General features: G+C 53.0%; 17 protein-coding genes and 1 pseudogene. 9 read left to right on the top strand and 9 right to left on the bottom strand.

Features of this window, described 5'->3' with window-relative positions; translation table 11 throughout:
• Nucleotides 1-28 precede the first annotated feature (28 nt).
• The gene (locus tag C7820_RS23480) at nt 29-1,105 is read left to right on the top strand and encodes a bifunctional glycosyltransferase family 2/GtrA family protein (protein WP_116233170.1); all 1,077 of its coding nucleotides are present in this window, start codon (nt 29-31) and stop codon (nt 1,103-1,105) included.
• A gap of 124 nt (nt 1,106-1,229) precedes the next feature.
• Here the strand turns inward: C7820_RS23480 and C7820_RS23475 are convergent, their stop codons facing one another.
• Nucleotides 1,230-1,922: a hypothetical protein gene (locus C7820_RS23475; protein WP_116233069.1), complete on the bottom strand. Its 693-nt coding sequence runs from the start codon at nt 1,920-1,922 to the stop codon at nt 1,230-1,232.
• Nucleotides 1,923-2,493: 571 nt separating this feature from the next.
• Between C7820_RS23475 and C7820_RS23470 the strand changes: the two genes are divergently transcribed.
• A complete protein-coding gene (locus tag C7820_RS23470; RefSeq protein ID WP_116233068.1) occupies nt 2,494-3,009 on the top strand; it encodes a hypothetical protein in 516 nt (171 codons plus the stop codon).
• Nucleotides 3,010-3,083: 74 nt separating this feature from the next.
• On the opposite strand, the pseudogene C7820_RS23465 reads toward C7820_RS23470, so the two are convergent.
• The 4 genes and pseudogenes from C7820_RS23465 to C7820_RS23450 all read right to left on the bottom strand — a co-directional run bounded on the left by C7820_RS23465 (nt 3,084) and on the right by C7820_RS23450 (nt 8,708).
• A pseudogene (locus tag C7820_RS23465) lies at nt 3,084-7,134 on the bottom strand (glycoside hydrolase family 10 protein).
• Between the two features lie 227 nt (nt 7,135-7,361).
• Entirely contained in the window at nt 7,362-7,760 is a 399-nt protein-coding gene (locus C7820_RS23460; protein WP_116233067.1) for a DUF6220 domain-containing protein, read from the bottom strand.
• A complete protein-coding gene (locus C7820_RS23455; RefSeq protein WP_116233066.1) occupies nt 7,757-8,248 on the bottom strand; it encodes a DUF6022 family protein in 492 nt (163 codons plus the stop codon). Before C7820_RS23455 ends, C7820_RS23460 begins: the two co-directional genes overlap by 4 nt.
• Before the next feature lie 25 nt (nt 8,249-8,273).
• Nucleotides 8,274-8,708 carry a DUF6526 family protein gene (locus C7820_RS23450; RefSeq protein WP_116233065.1) on the bottom strand — a complete coding sequence of 145 codons (435 nt, stop codon included), beginning with the start codon at nt 8,706-8,708 and terminating at the stop codon, nt 8,274-8,276.
• A 243-nt stretch (nt 8,709-8,951) separates the two neighbouring features.
• On the opposite strand from C7820_RS23450, the gene C7820_RS23445 reads away from it, so the two are divergent.
• Both C7820_RS23445 and C7820_RS23440 read left to right on the top strand, forming a co-directional pair.
• Nucleotides 8,952-9,536 carry a TetR/AcrR family transcriptional regulator gene (locus tag C7820_RS23445; protein ID WP_116233064.1) on the top strand — a complete coding sequence of 195 codons (585 nt, stop codon included), beginning with the start codon at nt 8,952-8,954 and terminating at the stop codon, nt 9,534-9,536.
• 255 nt (nt 9,537-9,791) lie between these two features.
• Nucleotides 9,792-10,679 carry an ADP-ribosylglycohydrolase family protein gene (locus C7820_RS23440; protein WP_116233063.1) on the top strand — a complete coding sequence of 296 codons (888 nt, stop codon included), beginning with the start codon at nt 9,792-9,794 and terminating at the stop codon, nt 10,677-10,679.
• A 72-nt stretch (nt 10,680-10,751) separates the two neighbouring features.
• Here C7820_RS23440 and C7820_RS23435 read toward each other — a convergent pair whose 3' ends face one another.
• A complete protein-coding gene (locus tag C7820_RS23435) occupies nt 10,752-11,930 on the bottom strand; it encodes an epoxide hydrolase family protein (RefSeq protein WP_220376669.1) in 1,179 nt (392 codons plus the stop codon).
• A gap of 142 nt (nt 11,931-12,072) precedes the next feature.
• On the opposite strand from C7820_RS23435, the gene C7820_RS23430 reads away from it, so the two are divergent.
• The 5 genes from C7820_RS23430 to C7820_RS23410 all read left to right on the top strand — a co-directional run bounded on the left by C7820_RS23430 (nt 12,073) and on the right by C7820_RS23410 (nt 17,790).
• Nucleotides 12,073-13,017, top strand: coding sequence for a helix-turn-helix transcriptional regulator (locus C7820_RS23430; RefSeq protein ID WP_116233062.1), 945 nt, complete (start codon nt 12,073-12,075; stop codon nt 13,015-13,017).
• A gap of 362 nt (nt 13,018-13,379) precedes the next feature.
• Nucleotides 13,380-14,633 (top strand): MFS transporter, encoded by a 1,254-nt coding sequence (locus tag C7820_RS23425; RefSeq protein WP_116233061.1) that lies wholly within the window; start codon nt 13,380-13,382, stop codon nt 14,631-14,633.
• Between the two features lie 189 nt (nt 14,634-14,822).
• Complete coding sequence (locus C7820_RS23420) at nt 14,823-15,269, top strand: Hsp20/alpha crystallin family protein (protein WP_116233060.1); 447 nt, start codon at nt 14,823-14,825, stop codon at nt 15,267-15,269.
• A gap of 299 nt (nt 15,270-15,568) precedes the next feature.
• Nucleotides 15,569-16,957: an FAD-dependent oxidoreductase gene (locus C7820_RS23415; protein WP_181909170.1), complete on the top strand. Its 1,389-nt coding sequence runs from the start codon at nt 15,569-15,571 to the stop codon at nt 16,955-16,957.
• Between the two features lie 356 nt (nt 16,958-17,313).
• On the top strand, nt 17,314-17,790 hold the full coding sequence (locus C7820_RS23410; RefSeq protein WP_251677815.1) for an SgcJ/EcaC family oxidoreductase: 477 nt from the start codon (nt 17,314-17,316) through the stop codon (nt 17,788-17,790).
• 239 nt (nt 17,791-18,029) lie between these two features.
• Here the strand turns inward: C7820_RS23410 and C7820_RS23405 are convergent, their stop codons facing one another.
• From C7820_RS23405 to C7820_RS23395, 3 genes are read right to left on the bottom strand one after another with little or no spacing between them, the layout of a single operon-like run.
• On the bottom strand, nt 18,030-19,334 hold the full coding sequence (locus C7820_RS23405; protein ID WP_116233058.1) for an MFS transporter: 1,305 nt from the start codon (nt 19,332-19,334) through the stop codon (nt 18,030-18,032).
• Nucleotides 19,335-19,389: 55 nt separating this feature from the next.
• Nucleotides 19,390-20,535: a cysteine desulfurase family protein gene (locus C7820_RS23400; protein ID WP_116233057.1), complete on the bottom strand. Its 1,146-nt coding sequence runs from the start codon at nt 20,533-20,535 to the stop codon at nt 19,390-19,392.
• Nucleotides 20,508-21,173 carry an ArsR/SmtB family transcription factor gene (locus tag C7820_RS23395; RefSeq protein WP_116233056.1) on the bottom strand — a complete coding sequence of 222 codons (666 nt, stop codon included), beginning with the start codon at nt 21,171-21,173 and terminating at the stop codon, nt 20,508-20,510. Before C7820_RS23395 ends, C7820_RS23400 begins: the two co-directional genes overlap by 28 nt.
• Nucleotides 21,174-21,423 lie beyond the last annotated feature (250 nt).

Here is a 21,423-nt window from a genome sequence, read left to right as displayed (position 1 = left end):
ACCGACGAAGCTGAAGGAGGCTACCGACATGACAACCGTATTGATTCCGGCCTATGAGCCTGACGAGAGACTGCTGCAGCTGATTGCCGACCTAAAGGCGGCTTGCCGCTGCAGGATCGTCGTGGTCGATGACGGCAGTGGGGAGGACTATGGGGAGCTGTTTGATTCGGCTCGCCAGGCCGGCTGCATCGTGCTGACCCATGACCACAATCTTGGCAAAGGGCGAGCCTTGAAGACCGGCTTCGCCTTCCTGAAGAAGGCGGGTGAGACGGGAGGGATCGTCTGTGCGGACAGCGACGGACAGCACCTTCCGACCGATATCGTCCGGATTGCCGCGGCCGTCGATGAGCATCCGGACCATATCGTACTCGGCTGCCGACATTTTACCGGCAGGGTACCGCTGCGAAGCCGATTCGGCAACCAAGCGACCCGTCTGGTGTACGCCCTGACGACCGGCCGCTCCGTCACGGATACGCAGACCGGCCTTCGCGGCTTCTCGCCGGCGATGCTGGACTGGCTGTGCAGCATCCCGGGGGAGCGTTTTGAGTATGAAATGAACATGCTGCTGCAGGCACGCGGAGACGGCTACCCGATCTATGAGGTCCCCATTGATACCGTCTATTTGGAAAAAAACAAATCTTCCCATTTCCGCCCGGTTGCGGACTCCATCCGGATTTATGCCCCTATCCTAAAGTTTTGCTCTTCGTCCGTACTCTCGGCGGGACTGGACTTCCTGCTGCTCTTCGTGCTTCAGTTCGTTACCGGCAGCCTGCTGGCCGCCGTAGTCGGTTCACGGTTGTGCAGCGCCATATTCAATTACGCCATGAACCGCCGCTATGTATTTGTGAACAAGGACGCCCCCCGGCTGATCGAATCGGCTCCGAAATATTTTGCGCTGGTCGCGCTGATCATGGGATTGAATTACGGGCTGTTGGTATTGTTCCACGAAATAGTGGGGATTTCGCTTTTCATCGCCAAGCTGCTCACCGAGGGCTCCTTGTTCGTGTTCAGCTACTGGTGCCAGCGCAAATTCGTGTTCCGTTCCAGGTCGCAAGCCGGGGGCAGGCCGCCCAAAGCTTTTTTTAAGAGATATAAAAAAGTGTGAGCTCTCGAAATTCAGGTTCCTTATTTCGCAAAAGAAAGTTCCACTAAATGCGGGCCGGATTTCTATAAAAAGAGCGATCCTATGCGGACCGCTCTTTTCGTCTAATTATGCTGTTCGAACAGGGTTAGCTTCTATTAAATTCCTCGTTTAAACGGCTCACGTAATGTTCCAACACGTAATCCCTCACAAATTTTTCCTTAGCCTCGCTGTCCTCTTTCCTTTGAAACAGCACGTTCCTTTTCGTTCGTTCCGGCGCAGGCTTGTTAAGCCAGAGCTCCAAGGCCTCGCTCTCCAGCTGTCGCTTCACCCGTCGTTCCGTTAGGTGATCCGCCTGTTTCCGGCTCTGGGTTTGAACCGCCGGGGACAAGGCCGCCGCCGCTTCGGTCTGCTTCATAAGGAGCTCGGTAAGACGTTCGACTTTTTCCTGCTCACGCTGCAGCAGTTCGAGCAGATGCTGATTAAATTGCTCCTGGTTGTTAAAGCGATCGATCACGGATTTCTCCAATTCGGACAAGGCTTCGGCAAGATTATCGCTCACGCGCTCATCCTTATGGACGCGGGTATCGCTCACGGTCGTTATCGTGGATGACTGGCCCAGCAGCACCTCCTCGACCTGCTCCCCGTTCAGCCCCTTGGAGTATTCGTCACGGATCCGGGCCAGCGTAGGAATAGACGCGGAAGATATCAGATAACTTTTATGCTGCTTTTTCGTATGCAAGTGATGTCCGTGCCGGTCCATGTATCGCCTGATTGTTGGCTGAGGGATTTCAAGCTGTCCCGCCAAATCGGAAACTTTCAGCCATTGCTCATCGCTCATGTGCGCTCACTCTCCCATCATCATACGCTCATAGCTGATATATTCTGGACGCGGGGGGCTTTTTCCTTCGAGTGTGGAGCAATTAGGCTCACTCAATCGTTCACGGCTGGGGTGGCTGGACTTCAAGACTTCAGGAGTCGGAATATTCAGCCTTCGGCGCTCCCGGGGCGTTACTTCTCATGATTAGCAGCGTTTATAGATAAGAGGTTACGATATTTTCAAATCATAACAACCATTTTTTAAATGATATGGAAAATAGAACGTATATCATGATGTGCATCAACTAGCGAAAGTGAGAGGATGGTCATTAACAAGCTCGCATTATTTTCGGCTTCGATTTTAATGTTCGGTTTTCTTGTGGGTTGCAGCAAAGATCAGACGATAAACAGTCCCTCAACAGGTACCGAAGCAACAATAGAATCTCGGGTAACAACGAATTCACAACTAGAGAATCCTATGAATACGGCGGATCGGTCACTGGATACGAAATCTTGGTCATCGGAGAACAAGGAGGTAAAGCTGGCGCCGGTTAAGGAAGGGCAATTATTCGTATGAATCGGTAGCCGTTGATGTGAATGGTGTGAACAAGGCGTTCGACTGGAGCTTTTCGACGACTGAGGACCCGCGGATTTACTACACGGATGTTACCGGCGACGGGAAGGGAGAAGCGGTGATCATCCTTAATAAGGGAAAAGGGACAGGACTGAATATTGATGAGTTACATGTGCTGGACGGGACGGATCTCTCCGAAATCAAAGTGCAAAGCTACCAGGACATTGTCGCCGGCCAGATCGAAACGGGGGTTACCCGGAAAAATGATCAGACTTTGGCCATTAAGGTAAAGTCACAGGGAAAAGAACATCAATTTGATTATCAGGTTGCCGGTATAAACTTTAAACAGGACAAGCTTAGTTTTGGCGGCGTCATCTATTATTGGATGAAGAATCAACAAATCGTCACCACGTTAGGCACGAGCGTTGGCATTTCTCCGCAATACGTAGGCGATTTTCAGATCACTTATAAGTTCGATCCTGCAGAAAATGAATTGATTGCTGATCAAATCAGATTTGAACCAGTTCACAGATAAGATGATCTGGGGTTAAAAAGGAGACACCGGTCAACTAACCGGTGCCTCCCATTTCAAAGTATGACTCCCCAATGCTACAACTTCCAAATCCGATACAAAATGACCGCCGCCTCAGCCCGGGTGAGCGGACCTTGCGGCATGATCTTACCGTTGCTGCCGGTGACGATGCCGGCTTTCACGAGCGCAGCCGCACTATCCTTGGCATAGCCGGCAATGCTTGCGGCGTCGGCGTATGCGCTCAGGCTTCCGCTGCCCCCAACTGTTTTTCCGGCAGCGGCTAAAGCACGTGCAGTGAGCACCATCATCTCCTGGCGGGTGATCGGGCTGTCTGGCTTGAAGGTACGGTCTGGCAAACCAACCGCAATGCCCAGCTCATTGGCAGTGTTCAGCTCGCTACGATTATAAGCGATTGGATCGACATCGCTGAATGCGGTTTTCGGGACGCCTGTACCTTGGAGCTCCAGCGCCCGAACCAGAAGGGCCACGAAGTCGGCCCTCTTGATTAACGCTTCAGGAGAGAAGCGGCTCTCGGACATTCCATGGATGACTCCGCGGGCAGCGATGGCGTCAATGGCTGGCTTGGCCCAAGGGACGTTTTGCAGGTCTGTGAAGGCAGTGGACGCATAGGCGACCGCATAAGTACTGAAATGGGTGGTGTGGAAAACCACCTTTCCAGTGGCGGCATCATAGCGGCCGTTAGGAATAGGGGTCGCCTGGCCTTGGCCGTCGACATACCAAACTACAATCTGATCCGGATGGCTTAACTCCTCAGCAGTCGGCTTGTATGGAATCTCCACCGTAACAGGTGCTGCAGGATTGTTCCAATCCAAGGTTCTGCCGCCTGCTGCAAGGCTCAGCTCGATCACCGGACGGCTGCCGATCCGTTCACGATCGGCTGCGCTTAGGTACAAATGGTCCGTCGAGGCGGTTCCGATGTGGACGGATACCTGTCCGGATAGATCTGTCTGATTGGACAGCATGCCGCTTGGAATTCGAAGAACAGCGGAATCCGTCTTCAGCAGCAGCTCGAAGGATTCTTTTCCACTAAGGGTTTGAGCCGGGAGCTGGACTTCAACAGAACTGGCGACGGGCAGCTTTGCCGCCTCGATCACGATTTGCCTCTTCCCGCTGCCTGTTGCCGCCGCTTGCTCCAGCGCTTTTTTCAGGTTGTCGGCAGAAATGGTACTCACGGCACGTCCGTCTTGGATTTTCGCTTCCGGCTTGATTGTAACGACACCATCGGTGCTCACGGTAATCCCGGTTTGCGGGCTGCCGCCGTTGCTGTTATTGCCGCTGCTGTTGCTGCCATCACCGCTTCCGCTATTGCCGCCGTTTCCGTTACTTCCGCCGTTACCACCGTTGTTTCCGCAACCGCCCTCATTGCCCGAGCCACAATCACCCGGATTGGCGGGTTTGCCGGTGAGGGTCAGTTCGCCGAACACGGATGGATCCTGGTAGCCATTGCCGGTCGTGTCGTTCCAGGCGGCGACGCTTTGACGGGTCCCGTCTTTCGCGTCATTGACCTGGGCGTCGAAACCAAGCTTCAGCTGATTGGCTGGCGTTACCGTCTTGAGCGGAATTTTCATTTCTACCGTGTAGTTTGTGCCGGCTGCTTTGGTCGCCGACTCGAAGCCATCTGCGATCTTGGGCGGATTAAAGGAAGTTTCGTTATCAAAGTTGATGCGGAACTGCCCGTCGTCATCCTGGTAGAACGTAGTTTTTGCGTTGTTCTCGTCCAGGAAAACTTCGACGGAGTCCTGCTCCCATGCGTTCGCGCTGGATTTGTCCAGCTGAGTGTCGCTGACTTGGATCAGCACGTACAGGTTGTGGTCGTCCCAGAGCGCTTTGGCTGTGCCCGTCGCGCCCTGCCACGCCATCTGATAGCGGTTGACCGGCATGGCGGCCGCTTGGTTCCATACCGCGTCGACCGTCCCGTCAATCACCGGCGTGCCGTACGCCGCGGTGGATTGGTTGGCATTGCCCGACTCGGGCGGATGCTCCGTGATAAATTTGTCCGGATCAATGACACCGTAGTATGCCGGCTTGGCCTGAAGATTTTTATCAAACAACAACGGGTTGGAAGAGGCCCTCCAGCTTGTACCATCGTCCATCCCCCAGAAGGTGACCCGGCTGATGTCGGCGGCATGGTCCTTGAATATCTTCATCAATTGCGCGTACAAGTAGCCCTGGGCGTTGGCCAGCTTCTCGGGGAGCTCGTAGTTGCTGCCGGCCTGGATGTCCAGCTCGCTGATGCTGACCTCGACCCCTAAGGAGATGAACTTCTCCAGGGAAAGCTTCACATTTTCCGGATTCGTGTTCACATTGTAGTGCCCCTGCATGCCGACACCGTCGACAAGCTTCTTGCCGGGATGCGTTTCGGCATATCTGTCGTTCATGGCTTTGACCATGTTATAAATGGCCTGGGCCTTATTCTGGTTGTCCTCGTTATAATCGTTGTAATACAGCTTGATATCCCAATCCGGATGGTCGTCCAGCACTTCCCTGGCCGCAAGGAACGCCTGCTCAACGTAGTCCGGCCCGATCGCGTTATACCAAGGGGATTTGCGCAGCGACGCTTCCCAATCCGCCGGATTTGGCGGGTTGTCGTTCATCGCTTCGTTGACGACGTCCCAGGAGATCACCTTGTCTCCGAAATGCTCCATGACGGTTTGAATATGGGTCCGCAGGTTGTTCAGCGCTTCCTCGCGGCTCAGAGGGACCGTGTTACCCTGCGCGTCCTGAGCCGTATTCATCCACGCCGGCGACTGCTGATGCCATACCAGCACATGCCCGTGCATCTGCATGCCTGCAGCCCGAACTTTATCGACCATTGCATCGGCTGCGGTGAACGTGAAGCTGCCCTTCGTCGGCTGCAGCGCATCCGGCTTCATGGCGTTCCCCGCCGTGGCGACGTTGTGATGCATGGTTAACAGCTCCAGCCGTACGTCTTCCAGATCCTCCGCTGAGATGGCGTTTCCGATCAGAAAATCGCTCTGGTACGCTTTCTTGACCGGAATCAGATTCTTTCTGGATTTCGACTGGCGTCGAGCCGGTTTTTTCGAAGCTGATATCGTCGATATAAAAGGAGGCTTCCGCGTTATTTGAACTTTCCACATAGAGGGTTAAGTATTCGCCGCCCACGCTGTTGTAACGGTAGGTTCCTTCAAATTGGACCCAGCCGTCATCGGTGCTGATCGTTTTCGGGGCCAGGGTCACATAATTTGCACTGCCACCGCTGCCGATCTGGGTGGAGAGCTGAATCTGCGAGCTGGCGGGGCTGATTAGCTTGACCCAGGCGGATATTTTATACTCGGCGCCTTTATCCACGTATTTCTCCACGCGCAGTGATGGTCCATGCCAGGTAGCGGTCCGTCCTTCCACTTTGAGGGCGTACGCACCGTCCGGTGTGTGGTTGGCTTCATCGGTGACGGTCAGCTTCTCCGTGCCGGATCGGCCTTCAAAGCCACCGGGGGTCTGATCCTCAAAAGTGATCGTGCTGAAAGGCAAGGCCGGATCTCTAGGTGGCTCTTCGTTTCCGTCCCCGCCGGAGTCAACCTTTTCAGTGATGAGGATGTCGCCGAGGTAGAAGGGGACTGTGGCACCGGCGCTGTTGGATTGAACACGCAGTCGAGTATCGCCGCTGCTGGTATCCAAGGTGAATTCTTTGGTCAACGTAAAAGCTTCCCCAGCTCTAAAAGCTGCGCCGGCCAGCCAGCCGTAGCTTTTGTCAACGGTTTGAAGATACGCTTGGGCGTCGTCAGGAACGGTGGCTTCAGCGTCCACATATCCTTTAACGGTGATCGTGTAAGTTTTGCCGTTTTGGATTCCTAAGTCGGTGTAGTTGAAATCAGCCGCATCGTAATCGTGGGTACGGTTGCTTACATAAAGAGCACCTCCGTCTTCGTTCCCGTCAAACTCTTTGCCCGATACCCGCTCAAGGCTGGCGCCTCCCGATTGAACGGCTTTGCCAATCCCGTCCGCAAAGGTTTCATGGTACACTACCGTTACTGTATCGGCATCCGGCTGCTCTGCATCCGCGCTTACATCGGAGGCCAGCCAGCCCGAAGGAACGATCAGAGCCGCGGCGATTACGGCCGAAAAGGCTTGTTTCATCCATTTACTCATTCATTGCACTCCCCCTGCACCAATGGTTTGCTGATTAAGCGCTTACATCTTTACTCGACGAATCCTCCTTTCCCGCCAAGATGATACCACTCGCCTGAAACGCGCGTCTTACAGCAAATGAAAGGAGATACCGTGCTTTTTTTATATAAATGAATCCGCTGCATCGGCAGGAATGAAAAACGGGCACCTTTCAAGGTGCCCTTACTTGCGTTTTTATCTATCCACGATTAACGATGCGTTCTTTGGGTTAGGATCCCGAAGCGGCGGAGGATGGCAATACTGCTCCCAAAAAGCATGATCGCAATGACCGGGTGCAGCGCGGATAACATACCGATTCGGGATGACAGCACCGCGGTCAGAAACATGCCTATTGTCATGCCGAGCAGCCCTAAACTTCTCCGGATCATTTTACCGGGAAAACGGGCGGTCCAGGCTAACACAGCCATAATTAGAGGCAGCAAAGAGAAATACCTGGCGAAATTGGCATGGATTAGCCAGTTATCCGGGCTGACGAAGAGGGCGAGCCCAGCGAAAAATACCTGGATTGCGACGGAGACGGTGAACAGCCATGCGAGCGCCATAAAACAGACTCGGGCCATCCGCGGATAGGATCTGTCTACCATCATGACTCACCGTCCGTCCGAGAATCCAGAACATTGGGGTCGGCGTGAATTAGAATATGGGAAATTTCTGAGGGGTCCGTTTCATGGATCGCGTAGATATGCGGCGGTCTGGGCAGACGCAGTTGGGTATGATCGTGAAAAATACGCGTAATCAGCGTACCGAGCGCTTTTCCGCTGTCTTGTTGGATGACGCTCCAAAATCGCCTTTCCCGGTTTTCCCATGGTCCCCAGTGCTCTTCCGATTGAGGAAAAGTCCCCGGCAGAACCGGCTGGGTGACCCATCCCGCTTCTGCGATTTCCGCAGCCAAGGGCTGGAACAGTTTAAGGCAGTAGAAGCCATAAGCGGAATCGCCGCCTTTTGCAAAAATTCGTTCCGTTTCTTCAAGATGCCTTTCCCAAACCGGCTTCCATTGGTTATCGATATATTGCTGGGCATGGGCAGCTAGCACATGCAGGGTCGTCTCTCTTAATGTTTCGGATAGATGCTTCACTTTTCGTCCTCCATTCATTAGGGGATTATACGCGTTCAAAATCGGCTTTCCAGGCTTTAATGGACCGCTTGATTCGCTCAGGGGGCAGATTTTCTTTCACAGCCTTGTCGCATAAAGCCATCCATTCCTCATCCGGAGCGAATCGCAGCGCAAGAATTTGATTCATTGACAGACGGGGATCAAGCAGCCTGCCGGTGAGTGCGAAGCTGCGTAAGTTTTCCTCGGCCCGAATGGCGCGGTCCTGCACCTTGCAGGCGAACCTCCGGGCGAAGATCATCGTCATGACCGCCATCAGGGAGACCGACACGAACAGCAGTGAGGAAAACAAGGATATCCCGCGCAGCTCTGCGACAAATAAATGGATGATGGAAGCGACTAGCGTAATGATACCTAGGGGCACCAGGAAAAAATGGAACGCCGGAACCATCCTGACGTGAGTTTTATAATTTTGTGATTTCATCTTAAACCTCCTTTCTTGGTATTTTGAGTGAGCGCACACTCACTCGAGGAGGGACGAAGTATGCATAAATGTAACAGGCTAGCATATTCATCCTCACCGTCGATGTGAGTGAGTACACACTCATTTTTGTCTAAATAAACCCATTCAACCGCCAGATTGGTTGGCTTGACAATGAGTGAGTGCACACTCATAATGGAAGCATAACCAGTAATTACTGCTATGTCAATAGAGTGAGGGATACCATTGGACCTAAAAAATAAAATTGCCGACGCCGCAGAACAGGTGTTATTAAGGAACGGGCTTGCCAAGACGACAACCAAGGAAATCGCCCGGACTGCCGGCTGTTCGGAAGGATCGCTGTATAACCACTTTTCGAGCAAAGAAGATTTATTTCTCCATGTGATCCGGGGACAATTGAAGCATTTGATGAGAACTTTATCGTCGCTGCAGACCATGGCGGGTAAAGAAACTGTGGGGCGCAATCTGGAGCAGGTTGCTCTTGCGGCGCTGGAGGATTTTCATAGCTCCATGTCCCTGATCGGTTCCATTTTCTCTGAGCCGGGTCTGCTGCTTCGTCAGCGGGAAGGCTTTGAGCTGCGGAATGAAGGTCCTCACAGAGCAAACGAGGCCGTGGAAGCTTATTTGAATCAAGAGAAGCAGCTGGGCAGAGTCGGGGAGGGCACGGATTCGAGAGCGATTGCCGATTTACTCCTGGGGAGCTGCTTCCAGCATGCGTTTCAAATTAACTTTTTGGGCAAAGAGGAGTCGCCCGAAGAACGGGCACAATTTGCGGCCCGCGTTTTGGATACCCTATCTGCCGTACTATAAATAAGTCCAACCCAGCCTCCCCAGGCCGGGTTTTTTTGTTGTCTGTGAATTGCATGCCCAAACGTCAGCCTTTCTTTTTGCTTAGAGATCAGAAGGTTTAAACTTCCGAGGCTAAACATCCTGATCTCGCAATAAAAATTTCCGCTAAACGCGGTCTGTCTTCTATGAATGTACGTCGATAGATATTTTTAATATAATCATAACTATTAGACAGATGGACTTCTTTTCCAGATGATCAGAACAGGGGGTGTTGGCATGCAGGACCCAATGCTCGACCGCTTGAAGGGCGGCCTCTACGGTGTGGCTGTAGGTGACGCGCTTGGCGGAACGACGGAGTTTATGAGTGTCCGGGAAGTAAAAGCCCAGTACGGCTATTTGACGGAGATCATCGGCGGCGGAGTATGGCAGCTCGAAACGGGGGAAGTCACCGACGATACGATGATGACGCTTTGCGTGGCGGAAGGGATTCTGGAAAATCCCTTGGAGCCGATGGAGGCGATCGGGCGTTATTTTCTCGAATGGTATCAATCGCGGCCCAAGGACATTGGGAATATCATCCGGCATGTGTTTGAAAAATATGAGGGTGATTGGTTCGAATCCGCTTTTATTGCTCACGCAGACATGGGTCAAAGCGGCGGGAACGGCTCCTTGATGCGATGCCTGCCGGTTGCGCTGGCTTATAACGACCCGGCCGAGGTTGAGCGGGTGACGATCATGCAATCACGCATGACGCATTACGATCCAAGGTGCGCGGAAGCCTGCGTTATTTATAATCGCATTGCCGATCGTCTATTGCGGGGTGAGGACCTGAGCGAAGCCATCCTGACTGAGATCAAGGGTAGCGAGTATGAAGGAATCATCGAAGACGAACCGGACTGTCCTCCCAGCGGGTTCGTGGTCCATACGTTCCGTTGGGTGCTGCATATTCTGCTTCACGCGTCCGACTTCAGCGATGCGGTGCAGCGGGCGGCCAACCTGGGCGGCGATTCCGATACGATTGGAGCGATCGCAGGCGGGTTGGCGGGCATCTATTACGGCTATGAGGGGATTCCGGCGAAGTATGCGGAGGCCATCCTGATCAAGGATCGGCTCGACCGGGTCGTCTCGCAGCTGTATGCGTTGAGGACTTCATCGTCAGCGTAAAAAGAAGCCGCAGCAATAAAAGGGAAAAGGGCACACCTAAGGTGCCCACCCTACCTCTATCCACTTTAACGGTTACAGCACATTCCGAAAAAACGTACGGATGTCCTTGATCATCAGATCCGGTGCGTCGATCGCGGCAAAATGCGTACCCCGCTCGAACTCGCTCCAATGTACGATGCGGTTCCCCTGCTCGGCGAAGCGGCGGATCGCCACATCGGATAACTGGAATACCGCGACACCTACAGGAGTTGGCGACATGTCTTTCGGAGCCCAGGCACCCGGGTCGTGTGCGCCTTCGTAATACATGCGCGTAGATGAGTTTGCCGTTCCCGTCAGCCAGTACAGCATAAGGTTGGTGAGGAACGTATCGCGGTCCACGGCATCGACCGTATCGCCAAAACCGTTAAACAATTCGCAGGTCCAGGCTAGAAGTCCGGCCGGAGAGTCGTGAAGCCCGTAAGCGAGCGTCTGCGGTCTGGTGGACTGGATCATGTTAAACCCGAATCTTTCCTTCATAAAATGCCCCAACCGACCGACCCGCACCTTCTCAGCATCGGTCAGCGATGCAAATACGTCGTCTTCGATAGCCCCGAACGGCACAAAGCCCATGGTCGCCGCGTTGACATGCACCCCGATGACGCGGCCGGCGGCGATGCGGCCGATTTCCGGTGCGATCATGGCGCCCATATCCCCGCCCTGCACGCCGTACTGCTCATAGCCGAGGAGCGTCATGAGCGCATCCAGCGCTTGGGCTGCCCGGGATGGGCTCCAGCCCGTATCGGTTGTCGGGCCTGACAGGCCAAAACCCGGCAGCGAAGGGATAACGAGGTGAAAGGCATCTGCCGCATCGCCGCCATACGATGTCGGATCGGTCAGCGGACCGATCAGCTCCAGGAATTCCACAGGGGAGCTGGGCCATCCGTGAATGAGCATGAGCGGCACCGCACCTGGCTCGGAGGAACGAATATGGAAGAAGTGGATGTTCGCACCGTCAATCGTCGTCGTGAACTGAGGATAGCTGTTGAGGCGCTGTTCCTGCTTGGTCCAATCAAAGGAATGCTCCCAATAAGCCGCCATGTCCTTCACAAAAGAGAGCGGTGCTCCGTAATTCCAGCCTGCCCCCGGAAGCTCATCCGGCCAGCGGGTCATGCTTAGGCGCTGCTTGAGGTCCTGGAGCTCTGCCGGCGTCGTTTCCAAGCGGAAGGGGCGGATCGTACCTGGATTGGTTTGGCTACTAGCGAACATTTTCATTTTTAACATCCTCCTTGGGGGTTCTTATGTCTTTATTGTAGGCGCCCCACCTTGACAACAGGATGTCAGCGAGAAATGCAGTGGATATAAAAAGTGAACTTTTTTGTGAATCGCCATTTCTTTGACAAAGGAGAGGGGTAGCTTGAAAGTAGAACGGCTGCTTGGCATTACGATGATCCTGCTGAGCCGGCGCAGGGTGAACGCCCAGACCCTTGCCGATAAGTACGAGGTATCGCTGCGCACGATCTATCGCGACCTCGAGACGATTAACGCTGCGGGCATCCCCATCGTGTCGTACGCGGGAACGGACGGCGGATATGAAATTATGGAGAAGTACCGGATCGAGCGGCAGATTGTCACCTTGGAAGACCTGAAATCGATCCTCGTCGCCTTAAAAGGCGTACAGGCTTCGCTGGATGACCGGGAAATGGACGATCTGCTGACCAAAATCAAGGCGCTTGTCGCCAAATCCGAGCAGGACCAAATGGAGGATGAGGGCGAAACGCTCGTGTTTGACACCAACCTGTGGCATGGAGGAGGAATCAAGGACAAGTCGGTCCTCGTTTCGCTAAGGCAGGCGTCCAAGCACCGGTCGGTGGTATCCTTCCTATACATCAATACGGAAGGGACGGCCGAGCAGCGCGAAGTCGAGCCCATCGGCCTGGCTTGGAAAGGGTACGCCTGGTACTTATACGCCTACTGCCGAACCCGTCAGGATTATCGGACGTTTCGGGTTTCCCGATTGAGCGGCTTGAAGGTGCATCTGGAACAATTTCCGTCCCGCGGCGTGCGCATGGAAGAGCTGGATGCAAGGTGGGGCAACCAGGAGACCGGACCGGCGGTTTCCCTCCTGCTGAGTTTTAAGCCGCGGCTGAGAGTACGGGTGGAGGAGGCTTTTGGCGTCGAGAACGTGGAGACGGAAGCGGACGGATCGCTGCTGGTCCGGGCGAGTTACCCGGATAATCATTGGATGTACGGCATGCTGCTGAGCTATGGGCCGGATTTGCGGGTGCTTGAGCCAGCTTATGTAGCCGAGAGGATCCGGCATATGGCGGTGCAAACGGCGGGGAATTACGAACACGACTGAACTGCGATTTTGGCCCTATTATCATTTATCTCGCATTGACTTTGGGCAATTCGCTATGTTAGCATAATATGCAATTCTGGATGTTTTGAAGGAGGTTAGTTGATCCATGCATTCCATTCGCTGGAGATAAGTTGGCAATAAAAAAGCAAGCTTTTCTATATGTTATGGGGCTTTTTTGTTGTGCTTATTTTTCGAGTGGGCTTATGGATCGCTAAGGAATATCAGGCGTTGATTTGTTATGCCTTATTTCTCCATGCCTTTTCGTTGGTATGCAGACCCAAGCCCGTCATATGGACTTCGGCCTGCATTTTTTATTGCCTAAAAACAATAAACGCCAATAAAAAATGCGGGGAGAGAAGAATATGAACAAGCAACAGAACTGGAAACACAGCTTTTTTACGATATGGGCGGGGCAAGCCGTGTCTCTGATTACGAGTGCCATTCTGCAAATGGCGATCATTTGGTACCTCACAGAGAAAACCGGGTCGGCTATGGTGCTGTCGATGGCGACACTGGTTGGATTTTTACCGCAGGCGCTTGGCGGACCGGTCATTGGAGTATTAGTCGACCGTTGGAACCGTAAAACCGTCATGGTTTTGGCCGATGTGGTCGTTGCGGCCGCCGCCGCCGTTTTGACGCTGATCGCTTTTTATACGGAACTACCGGTTTGGGTGATTATGATTGTATTGTTTATCCGCAGCATCGGATCGGCTTTTCATTCCACTGCGCTGAATGCCGCAACGCCGTTGATCGTACCGGCCGAACAGTTAGCCAAATGCGCTGGATACACCCAATCTGTGCAGTCGGTCAGCTACATCATAAGTCCGGCGGCGGCGGCCTTTTTGTATTCGGTATGGGACTTGAATGCAGTGGTTGCCATCGATATCATAGGGGCGGCTATCGCGATTATGGCGGTGCTCCTGGTTAAGATCCCTGGACCGGTGGCAAGGGAATCCGCTGCGGGAAGTGGATTTGTTAAAGAACTGAGAGAGGGGTACGACGCCCTCAAACAGCACAAAGGCTTGATTGCGCTTCTATGGATTGGCGGGTTATTCATTTTTGCTTTCATGCCGATCAATGCTTTATTTCCTCTGATGACGATGGATTATTTCGGGGGAACGATGAAAGAAGCATCCGCTGCGGAAATTGTTTTTGCCGTCGGCATGCTGGCAGGCGGTATACTGCTTGGAAGATGGGGAGGATTCAAGAATCGTTCCTTAACCATCATGGCGGCCATTTTTGTCATGGGTATTGCCCTGTTTACGGCGGGCGTATTGCCGGCAGATGGTTTTATTGCCTTTTTGGCATGCTGCACCATAATGGGATTCTCCGGGCCGTTCTATAATGGAGTGCAGGTCGCATTATTTCAGGAACGGATAGAGCCGGCATATTTAGGACGGGTGTTCGGTTTGTTTGGCAGTGTCATGGCTTTGGCCATGCCGCTTGGACTCATCATTGGGGGCATGGTAGCGGATCAAATTGGTGTGAATGGGTGGTTTATGCTGTCTGGCGTGATGATGTTCGCAACGGCTGCACTTTGTCAGTTCATACCGTCCATTCGAAAATTGGATCAGCTGCGGCAGCCAGACCATGGGGAGGATGGTCATTCCGGGTAAATGAACTCTTTTATTTAAAGGTCAAATAAGGTCAAAATTTTAATTTTCACGATAAATCCACCATAATACGAGTCAAATCAGGCTATAATCGCGTGTAATCAGCTGTAATCGTTTTTGTCATTTCACACCCACGGGCATATAATAAAGTCGTAAGGTCAAACAAGGTCAAATCGAAAGGGGAAATGAAGCATGTTTGACTTGATTCCTTTTGGAAAACGCAGAGAAGATGCCTTTGGACCATTGGTGAAATCCTTTAACGACGTGTTCAGCGACGATTGGTTTACATCTTTCAAAGGATCGTTGACGTCCTTCAAGACCGATATCCGGGAAACGGAGCAATCGTATCTGGTGGAGGCGGAGCTGCCCGGTTTTCAAAAAGAAGATATCGAGATCAGCTACGCTGAGCCTTACCTGACGATCAAAGCCGTTCGCAAGGGAGACCATAGCGTGGACAACCAAGACGAAAAAGTCGTCCGCAGAGAACGCCGCTATGGTGAATACACGCGCAGCTTCTACGTTCCCGATATTCATGCAGACGGAATTAACGCGTCTCTGAAAGACGGCGTACTGAACATGGAAATACCAAAACAACCTAACCAACGCACCAAACGCATTCAAATTCGCGATGACATCTAATCATATTATAAATTGATATGAAGCACCCCGGACGGGGTGCTTTTTGTTAAGATTATAATTTTGAGATTTTTTTCACAAACCCCTTGCAAAGGTGAAAGGGAAGGTGTATGATTAAGCCATAAAGAGGTTGTGATATAAATCACAAATAGATCAAGGCAGATAAATCATCGGAAATATTTTTTTAAGGTATATTGTGCATTATTTCACAAATAAGCAGTGACCTCCATTCCGCTGCTTATCCATTAAGTTATCCATTCCGTTCACATTATCCATTTCATTCCCTATAAGGAGGAATTACCATGAAAGTCGCAGTCATTGGATGTACCCATGCCGGAACCGCCGCGGTGAAAAGCATTGCCGCACAGCACCCGGAAGCCCAAATTACGGTGTACGAACGCAACGATAACATTTCGTTCCTGTCGTGCGGCATCGCCCTTCACGTCGGAGGCGTCGTTAAGGACGCTGGCGGATTGTTCTACAGCAATCCGGAAGAGCTGGCCGGACTCGGCGCTGTGACCCGGATGCGGCACGAAGTTCTGGCCGTCGACACGAACGCCAAGACGCTGAATGTCCGCAACCTGGTGACCGGCGAAGAATTTACGGACAGCTATGATAAGCTGGTGGTCACCACAGGCTCGTGGCCGGTTATTCCGAAGATGGAAGGAATTGATCTGGACAATGTCCAGCTGTGCAAAAACTACGCTCACGCGCAGGAAATCATTGCCCGCGCTGCGGATGCAGAACGCATCACCGTCATCGGCGCCGGGTATATCGGCATCGAGCTCGTCGAAGCGTTCCACGAGCTTGGCAAGCAGGTCACTCTGATCGATAACATGGACCGTGTCATGGCCAAGTACCTTGACCGCGATCTGACCGACTTGGCCGAGCAGGCGCTGAAGGCTCGCGGCGTGCAGCTGGCGCTGGGCCGGACGGTGGAAGGCTTCCGCGGCAGCGAAGGCAAAGTGCGCGAGGTCGTCACCACAGACGGCACGTTTGAAGCCGATATGGTTGTGCTGTGCATCGGCTTCCGCCCCGGCACAGATCTGCTGAAGGGCCAGGTTGACATGCTGCCGAACGGCGCGATTATCGTTGACGACTATATGCGCACCAGCAACCCCGATGTGCTTGCCGCTGGAGACAGCTGCGCCGTACGCTACAATCCGACGGGAACGGCGATGTACATTCCGCTGGCCACCAATGCGGTTCGGATGGGTACACTGGCCGGCATGAACTTGGTGCAGCCAACCGTGCGCTACCAGGGTACTCAGGGAACGTCGGCCATCCGGCTGTTTGACTGGAACATCGCTTCGACGGGCATGACTGAGGCCGCCGCGCTTGCTGCAGAGTTGAATGTGAAAACTGTAACAATCCATGAAAACAACCGTCCGGAGTTTATGCCGACCTACGATGATGTCATGCTGAAGCTGGTCTTCGAAGCGGACGGCGGCCGGATCGTCGGAGCACAGGTGATGTCGAAGGCGGATATGACCCAAGCGGCCAATACGCTGTCGGTGTGCATCCAGAACCGGATGACGGTGCAGGAGCTGGCGTTTGTAGACTTCTTCTTCCAGCCGCATTACAACAAGCCGTGGAATGTGCTGAATACGGCCGGACTGGCTGCCATGGAGGAACTGAAGAAGGAGCAGACGGCTCCGGAAGCCGCGGTCCAAACGAAATTAGCCGTGTAATGTAATCACGAGTCATTTAATGAACCATTCCAACCACGAGGAACTCCATTCCGGCGGGAAGCGGGATTGCCAGCCTGCTTCTTGCCAACACCATAACCATACTTGATTCCGGCCCGAAGGGGCCGGGATTTTTTTTGCTTTTTCGCTGACGGGGCGGGATGTGCTTCATTATTTTTTTAAAAAAACTTAAGGGATCTATTGACAAATTACCTCCGGCCGCATACTATCTTAATTAATCAAGATATTATATAAATCAAGATAATTAACTGGTCCAGTTAATGTCAGCAAATCGCTTCTTGAATAGCAAAGAAATCCGCTTAATCAGGCAGCCATTCAATCAAAGGAGATGAAGGAAGATGAACATGAATACAAATCAGGCGCAAGACCGGAAGGAAATTGAGCAGCTGTTTGAAAAGCTGAAATGGGCTTGGGGAAAAGGGGATGGCGAGGCTTACGGGGCATGCTTTACCGACAAGGCCGACTACGTTACTTTTCAAGGCGAGCATCTGAAAGGAAGAAAGGCGATCGCCGATGTGCATCAGGAGCTGTGGAACGGCGTATTGAGAGGGTCTACGCTGGACGGGGAGATTGTCAAAATCGATTTTATTACGCCGGAGCTGGCGATCTTTCACGGGCTGGGCGCCGTCAAAATGAGATGGCAGAAGCAGGCGCCAAAGAAACGTGACTCCATTAACACCAATGTGGTTGTAAAGCAAAACGGCGAATGGCGCATCGCCGCGTTTCAGAACAGCCGGATTTCCGGACCGGGTCTGATGCAAAAAATATTCACGAAGATGAGCTCGCGGCGGGCTGTTCAGCAGCAGCTTCGTTGAGACAGGTACAGGAGGATGGCCTGATCGGCGCATCAGCCTGAGAACGATTGAAGCATTACCCGATAGAGCAGCAGAGCAGCCGGTCTTTCACTCCCTCACCAAAGAACCCCTTTCGTCTGCCGGCTGCCGCTGCATCTAACCGAAAAAACGAAAGGGGAAACGATTATGATGATCACCTTAATACCAAACCCGGCGGTTCCTAATTAAAGTCACGAAGGGAGTATCGGTTGAAGAACGCATCAGGCCTTCTTTTTCCGCGACCAGACAATAACCGGAATTAGAAGCAAGGAAAGGAATCCTCCGGCCAAAGAAAGTGCGGAGTAGCTGGATTGGGCCACAACCATGCCGGATAAAGCTCCTCCCGAAGCCCCGGCTAAGGCGATGAGCACATCCACCGTGCCTTGGGTCTTCGCCCGAGTATGCGGAGACGTCGCGTCGACAATGGCTGCTGTTCCGCTAATCAGGCCAAAGTTCCAGCCCAGCCCAAGGAGCGCAAGCGCAAGAACGAGAAATACCATCGATTCTCCGGGCGCGAGCCCAGCCAACAAGCCTGCCGCAAGCAAGGTGATTCCGGAAGCATAGGACATCAGAGTGTGTCCGTACTTATCGACCAGAACGCCGGTAATCAGCGAAGGCAGAAACATCGCAGCCACATGGATGCCGATGACGAGGCCGACCTCGCCAAGCCCGTGTCCGTGATGCTTCATGTGGACCGGTGTCATGGTCATAATGGCCACCATCACGATTTGGGTCAGCACCATCACCGTCGCACCGATCATGATTCCCATTTTATTCATGGCTGCGTCCTTTATGCCGGTGTACTGCGTGCCATTCAGGCTTTCATCTGCCCGCTGTGCCTCCCCCATGGCCTTGGCCACGATCAGCGGGTCTGGCCGAAGGAAGATGAGGAGGACGACGCCGGCTATAATAAATGCTGCAGCAGCCAGCATGAATGGACCCGAAAGCGCTGGGAAACCTATGGAAGTGGCAAACCGTCCCGTGATATTGACCAGATTCGGTCCGGCCACTGCACCGAATGTGGTGAAGACCATAGCGGCACTGATCGCTTTAGCCCGCTGCGTTGGCAAGGCCAAATCCGTTCCGGCATATCGAGCCTGTAAGTTTGTTGCCGTTCCGGCGCCGTACACCAGCAAAGAAATAAAGAGAAGTGCCAGATTGCTTATAAGGGCTGCCAAAACGACGCCTAGCGCACCAAGCCCACCCGCCAGGAAGCCCGCTGCCAGCCCTGTCCGGCGCCCTAACCGCTGGGACAGACGGCCGACGATCAGGGCTGACGCTGCGGATCCTAACGTAATTAAGGAGGAAGGGACCCCGGCATAGCTGTCGGATCCAAGCATGTCTTGGGCAAGCAGCGCCCCTACCGTAACCCCTGCAGCAAAACCGGCCCCGCCGAAAATTTGCGAAATGATGACGATCAACATCGTCCTTTTATGGAGCTGCCGCTGCCTCTCAGGCGATTCAACGCACTGCCTTAGAGGTGCAGGGAGGGGATTCACCCTTTCTACAACCGTGGTCTCTGACATCTATTGTTCCTCCCTATATTAGACGAACCGATTCATAAATGATTTGCTGTTCCCCTCACTGCAGACGGTCCTTGAATAAAGAAATGACAGTCTCCACTTCTTCTGTGGTGGTGTACCGGCCCAAGCTGAACCGGATCGCTCCCAGCCCTTCATAATCGCTAAGGCCCATGGCCCGCAGCACCGGTGAAAGGGTTGTGCTTCCGGAGTGGCAGGCGGATCCGGTGGAAGCGGCGATTTCCGGAAAACGACCCAAAATCTCCTGCCCGCTCAGCCCGAGGAAGCTTACGTTGAGCGTGTTGGGCAGATGGTTACCGGGATCGCCATTAAACCGGACCCGGTCTCCAAAGGCTTCCTTGAGCCCTTCCTTCAATGACTCCCGGAGGTTTCGGATTTCAAGGGAACCGACCTTCTGCGCTGCCAGTGCTGCGGCTTTACCCAAACCGACGATATAAGGCACATTTTCCGTTCCTGCCCTGCGGCCGGATTCATGACCTGCCCCATGCACGAACGGGGCAAGCGCCGTACCTTCACGCACATACAGTGCGCCGATGCCCTTGGGGGCGTACAGCTTGTGACCGGCGATGGATAACAAATCGACGCCCAAGGCATCGACCTTCACCGGGATTTTGCCAAAAGACTGTGCAGCATCCGTATGCATGAGGATACCGTAGCGTTTGGCGATACTGGCCACCTCTTCAATAGGCTGAATCGTTCCGACCTCGCTGTTGGCGTGCATGACCGAAATGAGGATGGTATCCTCGCGGATGGCACGCTCAATATCTGCCGGTGACACCCGGCCCCAGTGATCAACGGGAACGTAGGTCACTTCAGCGCCCAACGTTTCGAGGAAGGCACAGGGATTGAGAATCGCGGGATGCTCAATGGTTGTCGTGATGATATGTCTGCGGGGCAGGTTGGATGCAAAGTAAACCCCTTTTAAAGCGTGATTGTTGGCCTCGGTTCCTCCGCTGGTAAAAATCACCTCACTGGATTTCGCCCCGATCGCTGCGGCGATCCGGCTTCTGGCGTGCTCGATCGTTTCTTTGAGTGAAGCCGCCGCCCAATGCGACGAAGAAGGATTGCCATAGTGCTGCTCGAAAAACGGCAGCATTTCCTGGAGCACTTCCGGATCTAACGGGGTGCTCGCGTTATAGTCCAGATAAATGCGTTTCGTTACCTCTGTGCTTGAAATTCCCGCCATTCGTAAACTCCTTCCTCCAACCGGAATGCTGTAAAGCCCTCACGCTGCAATTTCTCAACCGCCTCGGCAGCTGCAACGCAGTAAGGTCCGCGGCAATATGCAGCAATTGGAGTTTCCTTGGGCAGACTTTGCAGATATAGATGAAGCTCCTCCATCGGAACAGAGATCGCCCCGGGAATGTGTCCTGCCTCAAATTCATCGGCCGGGCGTACATCCAGTAAAATCATGCTGCCTTCGTCCATTTTGCGCAATACTTCATTTAAAGACAGGGTTTGTACATCCTCGCACTGACTCAGAAAGTCGTTTTTCACCCGGGTGATGTCGGCCAGCTGCGTTTCGCTCATTCGCCATAGAGCATTCAAAAAGCCCTCAATATGGGGACCAGCCAAGCAGTAGATGACATACGTCCCCCGCTTGCTATACTTCACCAGGTTGGCATCCAGTAAAATTTGGAGATGCCGCGATACGTTGGCTACGCTCATTTCTGTGGCCTCGGCCAATTTTTCAACAGACTTGGGTCCTTGGGATAACAAATGCATGAGCTCGAGCCGTTTATCGCTGGACAAGCATTTCCCGATTCGGGCAAACTGCCGGTACAAGTCGTCTTTGAAAGCACGAACGGGAAAATCGTGGTCCATCTCTATTCCCACCTTGCTAAAATATTCAATGAATTGATTGAATTATAGTCGCGGTTATCTTTGACCGTCAAGATCATAATGAGCTCATAGCTTGACTATATTTTATGAAAGTTCTAATGATGGTTAGGCAAACTTGTCCTGAATGGGTAATGAATTGTAGCTAACTTGCTTCCTTTATCTGCAGACTGTGTTAGTCTTAGTAGTAAATTTCTTGGTTAATGGTTAGATTGAACTAAAGTAAATGGTTGAA

The sequence above is a fragment of the Paenibacillus sp. VMFN-D1 genome, from assembly GCF_003386155.1.
GTDB lineage: Bacteria > Bacillota > Bacilli > Paenibacillales > Paenibacillaceae > Paenibacillus_AQ > Paenibacillus_AQ favisporus.
Note: the sequence above shows the minus strand (reverse complement) of the source record. Positions and strands in the feature narration are given on the sequence as shown.

Bases quoted from the DNA above. Each gene is read 5' to 3' on its own strand.
- C7820_RS23480 (WP_116233170.1), top strand. From the start codon at position 29: ATGACAACCGTATTGATTCCGGCCTATGAGCCTGACGAGAGACTGCTG.
- C7820_RS23475 (WP_116233069.1), bottom strand. From the start codon at position 1,922: ATGAGCGATGAGCAATGGCTGAAAGTTTCCGATTTGGCGGGACAGCTT.
- C7820_RS23460 (WP_116233067.1), bottom strand. From the start codon at position 7,760: ATGATGGTAGACAGATCCTATCCGCGGATGGCCCGAGTCTGTTTTATG.
- C7820_RS23450 (WP_116233065.1), bottom strand. From the start codon at position 8,708: ATGAAATCACAAAATTATAAAACTCACGTCAGGATGGTTCCGGCGTTC.
- C7820_RS23440 (WP_116233063.1), top strand. From the start codon at position 9,792: ATGCAGGACCCAATGCTCGACCGCTTGAAGGGCGGCCTCTACGGTGTG.
- C7820_RS23435 (WP_220376669.1), bottom strand. From the start codon at position 11,930: ATGAAAATGTTCGCTAGTAGCCAAACCAATCCAGGTACGATCCGCCCC.
- C7820_RS23425 (WP_116233061.1), top strand. From the start codon at position 13,380: ATGAACAAGCAACAGAACTGGAAACACAGCTTTTTTACGATATGGGCG.
- C7820_RS23420 (WP_116233060.1), top strand. From the start codon at position 14,823: ATGTTTGACTTGATTCCTTTTGGAAAACGCAGAGAAGATGCCTTTGGA.
- C7820_RS23415 (WP_181909170.1), top strand. From the start codon at position 15,569: ATGAAAGTCGCAGTCATTGGATGTACCCATGCCGGAACCGCCGCGGTG.
- C7820_RS23410 (WP_251677815.1), top strand. From the start codon at position 17,314: ATGAACATGAATACAAATCAGGCGCAAGACCGGAAGGAAATTGAGCAG.
- C7820_RS23405 (WP_116233058.1), bottom strand. From the start codon at position 19,334: ATGTCAGAGACCACGGTTGTAGAAAGGGTGAATCCCCTCCCTGCACCT.
- C7820_RS23400 (WP_116233057.1), bottom strand. From the start codon at position 20,535: ATGGCGGGAATTTCAAGCACAGAGGTAACGAAACGCATTTATCTGGAC.
- C7820_RS23395 (WP_116233056.1), bottom strand. From the start codon at position 21,173: ATGGACCACGATTTTCCCGTTCGTGCTTTCAAAGACGACTTGTACCGG.